At 73.0% G+C, this 14,015-nt stretch carries 16 protein-coding genes and 1 pseudogene; 8 read left to right on the top strand and 9 right to left on the bottom strand.

Annotation, left to right across the window (positions count from 1 at the left end; genetic code table 11):
• The first annotated feature begins 1 nt into the window (after position 1).
• The 3 genes from AC07BS_RS07360 (at position 2) to AC07BS_RS07350 (ending at position 1,813) form a co-directional block, all read left to right on the top strand.
• Positions 2–1,192, top strand: a complete 1,191-nt coding sequence (locus AC07BS_RS07360; protein ID WP_478930782.1) for a CapA family protein — start codon at positions 2–4, stop codon at positions 1,190–1,192.
• A gap of 76 nt (positions 1,193–1,268) precedes the next feature.
• Positions 1,269–1,613 (top strand): hypothetical protein, encoded by a 345-nt coding sequence (locus AC07BS_RS07355; protein ID WP_478647389.1) that lies wholly within the window; start codon positions 1,269–1,271, stop codon positions 1,611–1,613.
• On the top strand, positions 1,610–1,813 hold the full coding sequence (locus tag AC07BS_RS07350; RefSeq protein WP_478647391.1) for a hypothetical protein: 204 nt from the start codon (positions 1,610–1,612) through the stop codon (positions 1,811–1,813). The genes AC07BS_RS07355 and AC07BS_RS07350 overlap by 4 nt, the downstream gene beginning before the upstream one ends.
• 3 nt (positions 1,814–1,816) lie before the next feature.
• On the opposite strand, the gene AC07BS_RS07345 is transcribed toward AC07BS_RS07350, so the two are convergent.
• Both AC07BS_RS07345 and AC07BS_RS07340 read right to left on the bottom strand, forming a co-directional pair.
• Positions 1,817–2,026, bottom strand: a complete 210-nt coding sequence (locus AC07BS_RS07345; protein WP_478930780.1) for a DUF397 domain-containing protein — start codon at positions 2,024–2,026, stop codon at positions 1,817–1,819.
• Positions 2,027–2,060: 34 nt separating this feature from the next.
• Positions 2,061–2,840, bottom strand: a pseudogene (locus AC07BS_RS07340) (helix-turn-helix domain-containing protein); the annotation flags it as partial.
• Positions 2,841–3,057: 217 nt separating this feature from the next.
• Here AC07BS_RS07340 and AC07BS_RS07335 point away from each other — a divergent pair.
• Together AC07BS_RS07335 and AC07BS_RS07330 are read left to right on the top strand one after the other, a co-directional pair.
• A complete protein-coding gene (locus tag AC07BS_RS07335; protein ID WP_478647393.1) occupies positions 3,058–3,267 on the top strand; it encodes a hypothetical protein in 210 nt (69 codons plus the stop codon).
• Positions 3,264–3,470, top strand: a complete 207-nt coding sequence (locus AC07BS_RS07330; protein WP_478930777.1) for a hypothetical protein — start codon at positions 3,264–3,266, stop codon at positions 3,468–3,470. Before AC07BS_RS07335 ends, AC07BS_RS07330 begins: the two co-directional genes overlap by 4 nt.
• 484 nt (positions 3,471–3,954) lie before the next feature.
• Here AC07BS_RS07330 and AC07BS_RS07325 read toward each other — a convergent pair whose 3' ends face one another.
• From AC07BS_RS07325 to AC07BS_RS07305, 5 genes are all read right to left on the bottom strand, one after another.
• Complete coding sequence (locus tag AC07BS_RS07325) at positions 3,955–4,860, bottom strand: hypothetical protein (RefSeq protein ID WP_478930775.1); 906 nt, start codon at positions 4,858–4,860, stop codon at positions 3,955–3,957.
• Positions 4,861–4,948: 88 nt separating this feature from the next.
• A complete protein-coding gene (locus AC07BS_RS07320; protein WP_478647398.1) occupies positions 4,949–5,278 on the bottom strand; it encodes a DUF6233 domain-containing protein in 330 nt (109 codons plus the stop codon).
• 355 nt (positions 5,279–5,633) lie between these two features.
• The gene (locus tag AC07BS_RS07315) at positions 5,634–5,765 is read right to left on the bottom strand and encodes a DUF6126 family protein (protein WP_478647399.1); all 132 of its coding nucleotides are present in this window, start codon (positions 5,763–5,765) and stop codon (positions 5,634–5,636) included.
• A complete protein-coding gene (locus tag AC07BS_RS07310; RefSeq protein ID WP_478647401.1) occupies positions 5,762–6,109 on the bottom strand; it encodes an ArsR/SmtB family transcription factor in 348 nt (115 codons plus the stop codon). The genes AC07BS_RS07315 and AC07BS_RS07310 overlap by 4 nt, the downstream gene beginning before the upstream one ends.
• A gap of 5 nt (positions 6,110–6,114) precedes the next feature.
• A complete protein-coding gene (locus AC07BS_RS07305; RefSeq protein WP_478647402.1) occupies positions 6,115–6,312 on the bottom strand; it encodes a hypothetical protein in 198 nt (65 codons plus the stop codon).
• Between the two features lie 206 nt (positions 6,313–6,518).
• Between AC07BS_RS07305 and AC07BS_RS07300 the strand changes: the two genes are divergently transcribed.
• Complete coding sequence (locus tag AC07BS_RS07300; protein ID WP_478930773.1) at positions 6,519–8,513, top strand: glycosyltransferase family 2 protein; 1,995 nt, start codon at positions 6,519–6,521, stop codon at positions 8,511–8,513.
• 58 nt (positions 8,514–8,571) lie between these two features.
• Complete coding sequence (gene glxA / locus AC07BS_RS07295) at positions 8,572–10,518, top strand: radical copper oxidase GlxA (RefSeq protein WP_478647405.1); 1,947 nt, start codon at positions 8,572–8,574, stop codon at positions 10,516–10,518.
• 38 nt (positions 10,519–10,556) lie between these two features.
• Here the strand turns inward: glxA and AC07BS_RS07290 are convergent, their stop codons facing one another.
• Both AC07BS_RS07290 and AC07BS_RS07285 read right to left on the bottom strand, forming a co-directional pair.
• The gene (locus tag AC07BS_RS07290; RefSeq protein ID WP_478930771.1) at positions 10,557–11,711 is read right to left on the bottom strand and encodes a glycoside hydrolase family 6 protein; all 1,155 of its coding nucleotides are present in this window, start codon (positions 11,709–11,711) and stop codon (positions 10,557–10,559) included.
• A 107-nt stretch (positions 11,712–11,818) separates the two neighbouring features.
• Positions 11,819–12,883, bottom strand: a complete 1,065-nt coding sequence (locus AC07BS_RS07285) for an ATP-dependent DNA ligase (RefSeq protein ID WP_478647408.1) — start codon at positions 12,881–12,883, stop codon at positions 11,819–11,821.
• Between the two features lie 91 nt (positions 12,884–12,974).
• Between AC07BS_RS07285 and ligD the strand changes: the two genes are divergently transcribed.
• Entirely contained in the window at positions 12,975–13,988 is a 1,014-nt protein-coding gene (ligD, locus tag AC07BS_RS07280; RefSeq protein ID WP_478647409.1) for a non-homologous end-joining DNA ligase, read from the top strand.
• Positions 13,989–14,015: the final 27 nt, after the last annotated feature.

Below are 14,015 nucleotides of genomic sequence, written 5' to 3'. Positions count from 1 at the left end.
CGTGCGGAGACACAGGGGAACGGCCGTGGTGGCGGCGGCGCTGGGCGCCCTGGCCCTGGCCGGGGCGGGCTGCGCCCCGGCCGGCGAGGAGCCCCGGCAGCGCCGCGCGGCCCCGGCGCCGACGCCCGGCGGGACCCCGTCCGCCGGGTTCACGCTGGTGGCCACGGGGGACGTCCTCCCCCACGACGAGGTCATCCGCCAGGCGCGGGAGGACGGGCTCAGGTCCGGTACGGGGTACGACTTCCGGCCGATGCTCGAGGGCGTACGGCACGTCGTCGCGGCCGCCGATGTGGCGATCTGCCACATGGAGACGGTCTACGGGGAGGAGAAGGGGCCGTTCAGCGGCTATCCGGCCTTCGTCTCCCCGCCGCACGTCGCCCGGGCCCTGCGGGAGACGGGCTACGACTCGTGCTCGACGGCCTCCAACCACACGCTGGACGCGGGTGCCGAGGGCGTGCGGCGCACGCTGGACGCGATGGACGCGGCCGGTCTGCGGCACGCGGGCTCGGCGCGCTCGGCCGCCGAGGCGGCGCGGACGACCCTGCTGCGGGCGGGCCCGGCCACGGTCGCCCACCTCTCGTACACCTACGGCACCAACGGCATCCCCGTTCCCGAGGACCGGCCCTGGACGGTCGGCCTCATCGACGCCGACCGCATCGTGGCCGACGCCCGGGCCGCCCGGCGGGCCGGGGCCGACGTGGTCGCGGTGAGCCTCCACTGGGGCACGGAGTGGCGGCAGGAGCCGGACGAGCAACAGGTGACGCTGGCGAGGAGGCTGACGGCCGCCACCACCCGGGGCCGGCCCGACGTCGACCTCGTCCTCGGCACGCACAACCACGTGCCGCAGGCGTACGAGAAGGTCAACGGCACCTGGGTGGTCTACGGGATGGGCGATCAGCTCGCGGGCGTGATGTACAACCCGGAGGGGGAGCCGGACATCCGGGGCAACGAGAGTTCCATCGCCCGCTTCACGTTCGCCCCGCCGGCCCGGCCGGGGCAGCGCTGGCGGGTGACCCGGGCGGAGTTCCTGCCCCAGCTCACCGACCTGCGGCGGCCGTTCCGGGTGCTGGACCTGGGCCGGGCCGTGGTGGACGAACCGGGCCGGGCGGAGCTGGCGAAGGCCCGGGAGCACATCCGCCGCGCGGTGCTGTCCCGGGGCGCGGGAGCGGACGGCCTGGTCATGACGGGCTGAACAGCGGACCGCGACCATGCGCGCGTGGGACGCTGTTCCGACGCCAGACCCTCGGGGAGACAAGGACGGGTCCGTGATGAACAACGGCAAGCGAGGCCAGCAGGTTTACGAATCGTGGGACCAATCGCCGAACCCCGTCACGGGATTCCCCACCGATTGGCACTTCGTCAGGCGCGACAGCGCGGTCGTGGTCCACCGGCCGGACCCCTCCATCGACCCGGACGACGAGCCGTGCCCCAACTGCCGTGGCGCACGGCTGCTCCGGTTCACGGGAAGCGCCCTCCAGACCGTGACGTTCGACTGGTGCCACGACTGCGGCGGCAGCGGCACCAAGCCCGTCAGGGGCGCCCACAACCCGTGGGCCAGGGCCCTCGGCCTGGTCATCCCGTCCGCGCCGCCACGGGAATGGGGACAGTCGTGAACTCGAGTCAGGTCAATGCGCTGTACAGGGGCATCCAGCGGTACAAGGGCTCCCGTTGCGGCGAGTGCGGGGGGCGGACGACATGGCCGAGCGTGATGCGGGGGATCGGAAGGGGCCTGCTGCTCAACATCAACTGCGACGACTGCGGCAAGGTGCTGACGACGCCCCTCCCCCTTCACCCGCGCCACCTGGCGGGGTGAAGGCTACGTCCCGGCCTTGACCCCGGCCACGAACGAGGCCCAGGACGGCGCGCGGAAGGACACTACGGGCCCCTCAGCGTTCTTGCTGTCCCGGACGGGGACGAGGCCGGACGAGACGCACCCGGGGGCCCACTCGACGCACTGGCCGCCGGTCCCTCCGCTGTAGCTGGACTTCTCCCATATGGCGTGGGAGAGATCGTGGGGCGTGCTCATGGATGAACTCCTTCGAGATGCTACGAATCAGTGTCATGGAACGATCAGGCGACAGGGCGTCGGCGCGGAGGCGCTCGTAGACGTCCCGCGCCTCTGCGACGGCCCTCACGGAGTCGTCCACCCGTGCGTGGTGGCGGATCTCCTCGTACACCGCGACTGGGCCGTCCTGCGGGGTCAGTAGCGTGATCGGCAGATGGGACGCGGGAGTGCTCGCGTCGAACGGCAGTACCTGCACCGTGACGGTGGGAGCCTGTGCCTCCATCAGAAGATGCTCAAGCTGCTCCCCCATCGTCGCCTTGTTGCCGACGATCATACGAAGGCTCGCCTCACTGAGGATCACCCACAGACGGGGAGGGTCCTCCCGCTCTATCACGCTGTGGCGGGCAAGCCGTGACTCCACCTTCACCTTGATCCCCGCGTCGCTCTCCGTGGGATGCGCCGCCCGGAAAACAGCTTCGGCGTATGCGGGCGTCTGCAACATGCCCATGATGAAGGTGGTGGAGTAATCCTCGATGACCCGCGCCTCACGTTCGAGCTTTACATACGGCGCGAACCACTCGGGGTGTCCGCTGTCGCTGATGCGGCGGTGCAGCCGCAGGAAGTACCCGGACGTGCCGAAGTATCGGTCGCACTCCTGGGCGAACCGTTCGCTGCCCAAGGTGTGCCCGTTCTCGATCTTGGATACGTACGGGACTTTGTACCCGGTCGCCCTCGCAAGGACCCCCTGCGACGCACCCGCGTGCTCCCGCGCGAACAGAACCTCGCTGCCGTAGAAGGCCGGGCCGTCCTGCGCCCCCTCGGGCCCGTCGCTCATGTCTGAATCCTCCCGTTTCCATTGCCGGTTGGAAACATCAAAGCACTGGTAACGGACCTCCCCGCACACAACTCTGTTTCTCGATAGGGAAGTTCCCGATCCCATGGAGCGGGACACACAGAGGATCGAACAACATGACGACCATGTCGTACAGCCGCGCTACGAGCGGCGTCCAGCGCCCGGGCCCCCGCCCGGCAGCCGGCTCCGGGAGGCGGTGATGGCTGCGATGGCCCTGAACCCCACCGCCGCGAAAGTCGCGTTCACCCTGCCGCACTCCAGCGGACGCCGAGTGGTCACCGAGTGCGTTTGCGCCGCCCGGGAGGTCTACCGAGCGGACGCCCTTGAAGCCCGGGGCAGGCACGCGGAAGCCGAGCGGCTCTACGAGAGCGCGGCCCGGCGGGCGAAGGCCTGCGAGGTGAGGCGGTGACGATGGAGTTCCGCAGCCCGGACCGCATCAGGGCCGAGGAAGCGGCCGGGCGCGTCGTCGACGCCTTCGGACGGCTCGGTATCGCACTCGACGACGTGCACGTCGTCGGCGACGAGGGCGAACGGATCTGCTACGGCGGATACCGGGTGGATGAGGCCTTGGCGCATGCCGAGTTCCTCGAACGCCAAGTACCGACCCTTTGAACCGACTTGGAGGGGGTGAAACCAGTGGCACACTGCGATGGTGAGCGCTGACGCATACCGCCCGTATCAACCGGAGAACGATCCGGTCCAGTGCATCAAATGCCGAGGCATCGCCGTGATCCTGACCAAGGCCAAACACCCTGGTAGCGGTATGGATCAGTGGCGGCTGACCTGCCTGGATTGCCGGATCGCGTGGCCCCAGGACCAACATGGGGGCTCGGCGGACGAGTACAGGTGACAGGAGGGAATCGTGAGGATCCTTCAGGCCATACGACAGCTCGCGACCCCGCGACACTCCGCCAGCTGCTCGAACTGCGGCGGATGCAGCATCATGACATCCGGCGGCAAGCCGTACACCTGCCTGGACTGTGGCGAGAGCTGGACGGTGAGCTGAGGCGGAGGCTGGGCACGCCCAGCCCCTCCTCGCAGGCTCACCCGAACCAACCGGCCCCCGGACCCGGCTCCGCGGCCGCCACCGCCCGCCTCAGCGCGCCTTCGCCATCCAGGTCAGGGCGAGCCACGGCGTGGTGGCGGCCGCGCCGGCCAGGGCCCAGCCCGTGGCCGTGTCGGGGAACCCGAGGAGCAACGGGAGGACGAGCCCGGCACCGCAGGCCAGGAGGAGCGCGGCGGGCAGGTGCATCATCGGCTCGAAGCGGCGCGCGATGCGTACGCTCGCCTCCCGGCGGTGCAGCGCGATGCTGGTGACCAGCCCGGCCGCGAGGCCCAGGATCCAGATGGCCGGCAGCGCGATGATGCGGCCGGCGAAGGAGCCGATGTCGTTGTCCGGCGCCTGGCGCACCCCCAGGTCGGGGTTGTCCGGGGCGTACAGCAGCTGGATGGTGCGGCCCGCCTCGGGCCGGCCGCGGGTGTGCACCGCGTCGAGGGTGATCCGCTGCTCGCCCGAGTCGAAGGCGATGGTGACCGCGACGTCGGCGGCGTACTCGTCGCCGTTGTCGATCTTCTGGCCGGTGCGCCACGGGCCGTCCACGACGCGGTCGACGGGGACGTCGTGCGTGGTGGCGCCGGCGCGTTCGGCCCGGGCGAGCCATTCGCCGTCGGCGCCGTCCGGTCCCACGCCCTGGCAGAGCGCGGCGGCGCTGGTGAGGGCCACGCCGAAGCCCAGGGCCCAGCACAGCAGCCGCGAGCGGCGCGGCTCGGGCCAGGGCTCGTGCCGGCGGCGCCAGAGCTTGCGGCGCAGCACCGAGCGGCGGTGCGCCCGGGCCACCAGTGAGGCGAGGAGCCAGCACAGCGCGCAGGCGGCGGTCGCCGCGAGCAGCGCCAGCTGGTGCCGCTTGGGCGGTAGTTCCCGAAGTGGAAGTACGCCCACCGCCACGGTCGCGTATCCCACGAACAGCGTGGCCCACCCGGCCAGTCGCGTCCCGATCCGCATGCCCTGCTTCCCCCACCACACCTAATTGATCTTGCGGTGGACAGGGTAATAGGCACACGGCCCCGCCCGTCCCGGGCCCCGGCGGGTGTCAGCCGGCCTGGCTCAGGAACCGCTCCGGCTTGCACGCCTCGCACAGCTGCACCTGGCGGGTGTCGAACAACTCGCGGGCCTCCGCGGTCGTCAGGGTCTCCTCGTCGCCCTTCGGCACCCAGCAGCCGAGGTGATGGAGCTCGGGAAGGGGGCCGCCCGGACGGGGGTAGACCGTGACGGGCCAGATGGCGTCCTCGAAATCTTTGCGCCACCCGGCCCGCAGGTGCTGCAGTACGACCTCGCGCACCCATTCCCGGGGGGAATGGCCGACTTCACGCGCGGCGGATTCGATACGGGCGAGTTCGACCTCGGTGAAGAGCTGCTCCATGAGGCCGGACAGTAGCAGCGGCGTGCCGCGTGCGACCGGGGTTCCGGACGATCGCGCACGGTGCTGACCTGCGCCTTGACCGCTTCCGCCGGGGCCGGGGGCGGACCGCCCGGTGCGCGGTGTAGATATGAAGAGCAGCTCCGGGGCCCTGCGCCCGGAGTGGCATAGGACCGCGGGATATACCGAACCGCCTCCACCTCTTATACGATCATGTCCTCCGTGGCCATTCCGTTATCACCTTTCCTCGTGAATACCGCGGTATTCGGTGTCAGGGGGCGTGTCGCGGGGCATCACATGGTCCGGCGCGCGGAGGGCGCCCTCGGCATGCGCGGGCGCCGGCCGCCGGCCCGCGCGGTCACTGGCCGTTCGCGTGCGCGCCGAGGTAGAAGAGCAGCCAGATGAAGCCGGCGAGGACGTGGCCGAAGACCACGTAGATGAGCACCCGCCAGCCGACGGCCTTCTCCGCGTACTTCTCGTTGTCGGTCATCGGCGTTCCGCTCCGCTCTCCGTGCCGCGCAGCTCCGTCAGGAGCTCCTCCTGGCCGGTCAGGACATGGGTCAGCAGCCGGCGGGCCGCGCCCAGCAGCTCCGCCACGTCGCCCCCGGCCAGGGCGTAGACGACGGTGGAGCCCTCGCGGGTGGCGGTGACGATGCCGGACCGGCGCAGGACGGCGAGCTGCTGCGAGAGGCTGGACGGCTCGATCCCGATCTCGGGGAGGAGGGCCCGCACGGGCATGGGCCCGTCCTGCAGGAGCTCCAGGACCCGGATGCGCACCGGATGCCCGAGCATCCGGAAGAACTCCGCCTTGGCCTGGTACAGCGGCACCCGCACGCCGATCAACTCCCGCCCTGCCCGTCTTCCCCGTCCGGCACCGCGTCCGTCACGACGCCGTGTGCGAGGGCCAGCCGGAGGGCGTCGTCGAGCTCGTCCTCCGCTACGGCCGCCGCGAAGGCGTCCCCGGCTGCCCGGGCCTCCGCCAGCGCGGCCCGCGCGGCGCGCACCCGTTCCCGCATGGCTTCGGCGAACGCACTCACGGTGACCCCCTGGGTCGGTCGTCGGCCTGGTCGCACATCTTCTGAATTGAAGAATTCTGCAATTTTAGAGCAGGGCCCGCCCGGCGTGGACCGCGTGGGTGACCCCCCTGCCCTTCGGGTGTGTTTGTCACATGATCGTAGGTCCGTTTTGTTAACTTTTCACCGCTTGTCCCGTGTCCCGGTGTGGCTGGGGGTGTGTGATGACGGTGTCCGCGAGTGAAGCCCGGCCGGCGACGGCCCGTGGCTGCCCTGACCCCGGTGGGCCCGGTGAGGCGGCCCCCGGCGCCCGGCCCCCCGGTGGGGAGCGGGGCGGCGTCCCGCCCGCGCAGGCCCCGCCGCCCGCAGCCCCGCCGCGGGCCCCGGGCCGCGCGTCGGCCCCCGGGCCCGGCGGCCCCGGGGGCTACGACTACGCGCGGTTCAGCCGGCTGGCCGGCGAGCTGACCGAGCCGCCCGCCGGCGGCTACCGGGTGACCTACCGGCGGCTGCTCGGCCGCGGCTCCGGCGGCGGGCCCGGGGTGATGCTGCTGGTCGCCGCCGCCCCCCTGGTCTCCCTGGCCCTCCTGGTCTGGCTGGTCTCCCCCGGCCACTGGCTGTACCGGCCCTACGTCAGCGACTGGGAGCGCTGCGCCGACACCGTGATGCTCGTCTCCATCGGGCTCATCGAGCTGTTCCGCGTCGTCAACGTCGCCTCCAACGCCCACGCCACCTGGGTGGCCCGGGACCCCGTTCCGGTCCGCGCCCGGCCCGGCACCCGGGTGGCGTTCCTGACCAGCTTCGTCCCCGGCAAGGAACCGCTGGCCATGGTGCGGGCCACCCTGGAGGGCGCCGTGCGCATCCGGCACGACGGCCACCTCGACGTCTGGCTCCTCGACGAGGGCGACGACCCCGAGGTCCGTCGGCTGTGCGCGGCCCTGGGCGTACGGCACTTCTCCCGCAAGGGCGTGGCCCGCTGGAACCAGCCCTCCGGCTGCTTCCGGGCCCGCACCAAGCACGGCAACTACAACGCCTGGCTCGACGCCCACGGCGACGACTACGAGTTCATGGCCTGCGTCGACACCGACCACGTACCGCTGCCGGACTTCCTCGAACGCATGCTGGGCTACTTCCGCGACCCGGACGTCGCCTTCGTCGTCGGCCCGCAGGTCTACGGCAACTACGACACCGCCGTCACCAAGGCCGCGGAGAGCCAGCAGTTCCTCTTCCACGCCCTCATCCAGCGCGCCGGCAACGCCTACGGCTCGCCCATGTTCGTCGGCACCAGCAACTGCGTCCGCGTCTCCGTGCTCCGGCAGATCGGCGGCCTCTACGACTCGATCACCGAGGACATGGCCACCGGACTGGAGATCCACCGCCGCCGCAACCCCGCCACCGGCCGCCGCTGGAAGTCGGTCTACACCCCCGACGTCCTGGCCGTGGGAGAGGGCCCGTCCTCGTGGACCGACTTCTTCTCCCAGCAGCTGCGCTGGTCGCGCGGGACGTACGAGACCCTGCTGCGGCAGTTCTGGAAAGCGGCGTGGACGCTGTCGCCCGGCCGGCTGCTCAACTACGCCTTCATGGTCGCCTACTACCCGATGGCCGCGCTCAACTGGACGCTGGGCGCCCTGACCTGCGCCCTGTTCCTCGGCCTCGGGGCCTCCGGCATCAGCGTCGAGTCGTCGCTGTGGCTGATGCTCTACTGCGACGCGGCCGCCCTGCAGGTGGGCCTGTACGTCTGGAACCGCCGCCACAACGTCAGCCCCCACGAGCCGGCCGGCTCCTCCGGGGCCGCGGGCATGGTGATGTCCGCGCTCTCGGCCCCGCTCTATGCCCGCTCCCTCGGCCAGGCGGTGCTGCGCCGCCGCTCGCGGTTCGTCGTCACCCCCAAGGGGGACTCCACCAGCCCCGACTGTCTGGCCACCTTCCACACCCACCTGGTGTGGGCCGGGATCTTCGCGCTCTCGCTCGCGGCCTCCTACGTGCTCGGCCACGCCCACGCCGCCATGCGGATCTGGGCGGCCCTGGCCATGGCCACCGCGCTCGGTCCGCTGGCGGTGTGGCGCGGCGGCCTGTGGCGCCGCCGCCGCGCGACGGAGGCCACCCCGGCCCGGGCGCCCGCCCCGGCCCCCGCCCCGGCCCCCGTCCTGCCCGGAGGAGAACCGGGCGACCGTGAATCGCCCCCGGGCGCCGCCACCCGGCCCGTGGGGCAGCGCCGCCCCCGGTGAGCGGCCCCCGCCCGCCCGGGCGGTGACGGACAACCGTGCGAACGAAGGGACTGATGCGGTGAGGTACCTGGCGAACCCGAGCCCGAAGACACGCAAAGTGGCACTGAGCACCGGCTGCGTCCTGGCCCTGCTCGCGGCCAACGGCCCCGCCGCCACCGGGTTCGCGGAACGCGCCTGGCACGACTACACGATCAACCAGCCCGGCTACAAGGCCCGCTACGGCCACTGGGACGTCGTCGACGTACCGGAGAAGTTCCGGATCAACGCCATCCACGCCGCCCTGCTGCGCACCGGCAAGGTGCTCCTGATCGCCGGCTCGGGCAACGACGAGAAGAACTTCCGGGCCGGCACCTTCCGCAGCGTGCTCTGGGACCCCGTGCGCAACACCTTCAGGATGATCCCCACGCCCAAGGACATGTTCTGCGCCGGGCACGCCCAGCTCCCCGACGGGCGGCTGCTGGTGGCGGGCGGCACGGCGCGCTACGAGAAGCTGACCGGTGACGTCAAACGGGCCGGCGGCGCGATGCTGGTGAAGAACGAGAACCCCGACGCGCCCCGCTCCTTCCCCGCCGGCACCGTCTTCGTGGGCTCCACCGGCAAGCGCTACCGCTCCCAGCTGCCGGTGCTCGTGCCGCGCGCCACCAAGCAGGTCACCGGCGACGACGCCGACGGCGGCAAGGCCGGGGTCAAGGTGACGGCCTCCCAGGCCCGCGTCTACGTCGAGGCCCTCACCGAGGGGGAGGACGGCATCACCCACACCGCCGACCAGTACCGCGTCGAGGGCCTGTCCGGCCGCGCCGCCCGCGACCTCTACGGGCTGGCGGCCAAGCTGGGGCTGGACAAGAAGGACTTCCAGGGGCTGCGGGACGCCTACGAGTTCGACCCGGTCGCCGAGCGCTACGTCCCCGTCGACCCCATGTCCGAGGCCCGCTGGTACCCCACCCTGGTCACCCTGGAGGACGGCCGCGTCCTGGCCGTCTCCGGCCTCGACGACATGGGCGAGATCATCCCCGGCAAGAACGAGATCTACGACCCCCGCAGCCGCACCTGGTCGCCCGGGCCCAACCGCTACTTCCCCACCTACCCCGCCCTCTTCCTCACCGGCGGCGGCCGCCTCTTCTACTCGGGCTCCAACGCCGGCTACGGCCCCGCCGACCGGGGCCGCGCGCCCGGCCTGTGGAACGTGGAGACGAACTCCTTCGTGCCCGTCCCCGGCCTGCCGAACCCGGACATGACCGAGACCTCGGCCTCGGTGCTGCTGCCGCCGGCCCAGAGCCGGAAGGTGATGCTGATGGGCGGCGGCGGGGTGGGGGAATCCCACGAGTCCACCGCGCGCACGGCCATCGCCGACCTCGGCGTGCCCTCGCCCCGCTGGACCCCGGGCCCCGAGCTGCCCCAGGGCACCCGCTACCTCAACGCCGTGCTCACCCCCGACGACCGGGTCTTCACCACCGGCGGCTCCCGCGACTACCGGGGCAAGCGCGGCTCGGACGTGCTGCGCGCCCAGTTCTACGACCCGGCGCGGCGTGCCTTCCGTGACGCCGCCGCCCCCACCGTCGGCCGCGACTACCACGCGGAAGCCCTGCTGCTGCCCGACGGGCGCATCGCCGTGTTCGGCTCCAACCCGCTGTTCGCGGACAAGGACGACACCCGCATGGGCACGTTCGAGAAGCGCATCGAGGTCTACACCCCGCCCTACCTCTACCGCGCCCACCGGCCCGCCCTCCCCTCCGCCCCGCTCACCACCGCGCGGGGGGCGACGCTGCGGCTGCCGGGGACCGACCCGCGCGCCCGGGTCACCGCCCGGCTGATGCGGCCCAGCGCGGTCACCCACGCCACGGACGTCGAGCAGCGCTCCATCGCCCTGGCCGTGACCGGGCGCGGCGGCGCTCTCGAGGTGACGATCCCCGAGGACCCGTCGCTGGTGCCCGCCGGCTGGTACATGCTCTTCCTCACCGACCGGGCGGGCACCCCGTCCCGGGCGGCGTGGGTGCACGTGCGCTGAGCCGTCCCGGCCGCCCGCCCCCCGCCCGCGCCCGCCCCTCAGCGCCCCGGCGGGGCGGGCGGGGGCGGAAGCGGGGGCCCGGGCGGTGGTGGCGGCGGCGGAGGGCCGGGCGGTGCCACGGCCGGCGGGGGCGGCGGCGCGGACGCCCGGTCCGGCGGCCGCAGGAGCGGCTGACCGCCCGCCAGGCCCAGCGCGTACTCCGGCCACCACCGGCCCGCCTGCGGGGCGCCCCGGCAGGCGCCGTCCGACTCACCGGGACGCTTCACCCAGACGAAGGCGTCGACGCGGGGATCGCCCGTGTCCGTCGTCGGGGGCGTGCCCAGCGCCCGGCCCGGCGGGTTGCACCAGGCCTCGTCACCGCCTCCGGACTGGCCCTGGGGCAGCGGGCCATTGCCGTTGCGGCTGGTGTCGATGATGTAGTGGGCGCCGTCCAGCCGGTCCGACAGGTCGCCGCCGTAGGCGCGGGTGACGGGCGTGGTGTGGAAGTTGGAGACGTTCAGCGCGAACCCGTCGGCCCGGCCGACGCCGGCCCGCCGCAACGCGCCGGCCAGCAGCCCGAGGTCGGAGATCCAGCCCGCGTTGCCCGCGTCGATGTACACCGACGTGCCGTGCCGGGCCTTGAGGACGCGGACCGCCTCGGCCAGCAGCGCCAGCCGTTCGTCCCGCACCTGCTGCGGCAGGCAGGTCGCCCACTGGGCGATGGCGTCGGGTTCGAGTACCACCCACGCGCGGCGCTCGCCGATGGCCGCGGCGGCGCGCCCCAGCCAGGCCCGGTAGGCGGCCGCGTCCCGCGCGCCGCCGTGGGAGTACTGGCCGCAGTCGCGGTGCGGGATGTTGTAGGCCACGAGGAGGGGGATACGGTTCGCGCGTTCCGCCAGCTCGGTCACGCGCGCGACCGCGGCGTACGGGTCGTCGCCGTCGCCGGGCAGCCACACGGCGGTCGGCTGCGCGGAGAGCCGGCGCATGGCCGCCGCGTCCTCGTCCCGGCCCCGTTCCTGCCAGACCGCGGCCTGCTTGGCCGGGCGGGGCGTCGGCTCGGCCCAGAACGGGGAATCGGCACCGTCGCCGGGGCCGGAGGCGGCCGAGGGAGTGGCCCCGGCCGCCGCGCAACAGCACACGGCGGCCGCCGACACCAGCACCATGGCGCGGCCGCGCACCCCGGCGGCCCGTCCGATCGTCCGCGTACGCGGCATGAGCTCACCTCTTCCTGCCGGAGTTCGGTGGTCATACCAGCTTGAAATATGGCGATCTCTTGTCCGCGGATTTCCCTCACCCACGGGGCGTCGTTGCTCCGGACGCCTCAACCCTTGCCCAGAACCTGCGCCAGGTCGTAACCGACCGGCTCCTCCAGCTGCGCGTACGTGCACTGCTCCGGCGTCCGGTCCGGGCGCCAGCGGCGGAACCTCGCGGTGTGCCGGAACCGGTCGCCCTGCATGTGGTCGTACGCGACCTCGACCACCCGCTCGGGGCGCAGCGGCACCCAGGAGAGGTCCTTCCCCCCGGTCCAGCGGCTGGGACCGCCCGGCAGCCGGCCGGACGCCTGGGCCTCGGCGCTGGCCCACTCCTGCCACGGATGCCCCGTCACGTCCGGCATCCGCAGCGGCTCCAGCTCCGTCATCAGCTCCGCGCGGCGGCGCATGGGGAACGAGGCGCACACCCCGACGTGCTGCAGCCGGCCCGCCGCGTCGTACAGCCCCAGCAGCAGCGAGCCCACGACCGGGCCGCTCTTGTGCGGCCGCAGCCCCGCCACCACGCAGTCGGCGGTGCGCTCGTGCTTGACCTTCACCATGACCCGCTCGCCCGGCCGGTAGGGCAGCTCCGGCGGCTTGGCCACCACGCCGTCCAGCCCCGCGCCCTCGTACCGCTCGAACCACGCCTTCGCCACCTCCAGGTCATGGGTGACGGGCGCGACGAAAACCGGGTCGCGCACGCCGCGCAACGCCTCTTCCAGCGCCTCCCGGCGGGAGCGCTGCGGCCGCTCCAGCAGGGCCTCGTCGCCGAGGGCGAGCAGGTCGAAGGCGACCAGGCTCGCCGGGGTCTCCGCGGCCAGCCGGCGCACCCGGGAGTCGGCCGGGTGGATCCGCTCCAGCAGCGCGTCGAAGTCCAGGCGGCCGCCGCGCGCCACGACGATCTCCCCGTCCACCACGCACCGCTCGGGCAGCTGCTCCAGCAGGGCGGCCACCAGCTCGGGGAAGTAGCGGGTGAGCGGCTTGCCGGTGCGGCTGCCCAGCTCGAGCTCGGCGCCGTCCCGGAAGACGATCGCCCGGAACCCGTCCCACTTGGCCTCGTACGCCATGCCGGGCGGAATGGCCGCCGCCGGCTTGGCGAGCATGGGCTGCACGGGCGGCATCACCGGAAGGTCCATGATCCGGATTCTGCGGGCGGAGCGGGCCCGCGCGCCCCGGCCCGCGCCCGCCGACAGGCGGCGACCGCCCGGGCGGCCTAGCGTGACATCCATGGCAGAGGCACGGGAGCTCACCGTCGGCGAGCGCACGGTACGGCTCTCCAACCCGGACAAGGTGTACTTCCCCGCGCGCGGCTTCACCAAGTACGACGTGGCCCGGTACTACCTGAGCGTCGGCGACGGCATCCTCCGCGCGCTGCGCGACCGGCCCACCACCCTGGAGCGCTACCCGGACGGAGTGGAGGGCGAGTCGTTCTTCCAGAAGCGGGCGCCCGCCAACCTCCCCGAGTGGATCCCCACCGGCCGCATCTCCTTCCCCAGCGGCCGCCACGCCGACGAGATCTGCCCCACCGAGACGGCCGCCGTCCTCTGGGCGGCCAACCTGGGCTGCCTGACCTTCCACCCCTGGCCGGTGCGCCGGGAGGACACCGAGCACCCCGACGAGCTGCGCATCGACCTCGACCCGCAGCCGGGCACGGACTACGCCGACGCGGTGCGGGCCGCCCTCGAACTGCGGGACGTCCTCGACGGGCTCGGGCTGAACGGCTGGCCCAAGACGTCCGGCGGGCGCGGCCTCCACGTCTTCGTGCCCATCCGGCCGGAGTGGACCTTCGTACAGGTACGGCGCTCCGCCATCGCCGTGGCCCGGGAGCTGGAACGGCGCGCCCCGGAGCGGATCACGACGGCGTGGTGGAAGGAGGAGCGCGGCGCGAAGATCTTCGTCGACTACAACCAGACCGCCCGCGACCGCACCATCGCCAGCGCCTACTCCGTGCGCCCCCGCCCCCACGCGCCGGTCTCCGCGCCGCTGCGCTGGGAGGAGGTGCCCGACGCGGTCCCCGAGGACTTCGACCTGGCCACCATGCCCGCGAGGTTCGCCGAGACCGGTGACCCGCACGCCGACATGGACGCCCACCCCGGCGGCCTGGAGGCGGCACTGGAGCTGGCGGCGCGCGACGAGCGCGAGCACGGTCTGGGCGATCTGCCCTACCCGCCGGAGCATCCCAAGATGAAGGGCGAGCCGAAGCGCGTCCAGCCCAGCAGGGCACGCAAGGACACGTCCTGACCTTCCGGGGCTAGTGCCTTCCGGGTC

The sequence above is a fragment of the Streptomyces sp. NPDC044063 genome, assembly GCF_056434285.1.
This window is presented reverse-complemented; position numbering and strand designations above follow the sequence as displayed.

Coding starts and splice junctions, on each gene's coding strand:
- AC07BS_RS07285 (WP_478647408.1), bottom strand. CDS start 12,883: ATGGACCTTCCGGTGATGCCGCCCGTGCAGCCCATGCTCGCCAAGCCG.
- AC07BS_RS07290 (WP_478930771.1), bottom strand. CDS start 11,711: ATGCCGCGTACGCGGACGATCGGACGGGCCGCCGGGGTGCGCGGCCGC.
- AC07BS_RS07315 (WP_478647399.1), bottom strand. CDS start 5,765: ATGACCGACAACGAGAAGTACGCGGAGAAGGCCGTCGGCTGGCGGGTG.
- AC07BS_RS07335 (WP_478647393.1), top strand. CDS start 3,058: ATGGCTGCGATGGCCCTGAACCCCACCGCCGCGAAAGTCGCGTTCACC.
- ligD (WP_478647409.1), top strand. CDS start 12,975: ATGGCAGAGGCACGGGAGCTCACCGTCGGCGAGCGCACGGTACGGCTC.
- AC07BS_RS07345 (WP_478930780.1), bottom strand. CDS start 2,026: ATGAGCACGCCCCACGATCTCTCCCACGCCATATGGGAGAAGTCCAGC.
- AC07BS_RS07355 (WP_478647389.1), top strand. CDS start 1,269: ATGAACAACGGCAAGCGAGGCCAGCAGGTTTACGAATCGTGGGACCAA.
- AC07BS_RS07325 (WP_478930775.1), bottom strand. CDS start 4,860: ATGCGGATCGGGACGCGACTGGCCGGGTGGGCCACGCTGTTCGTGGGA.
- AC07BS_RS07320 (WP_478647398.1), bottom strand. CDS start 5,278: ATGGAGCAGCTCTTCACCGAGGTCGAACTCGCCCGTATCGAATCCGCC.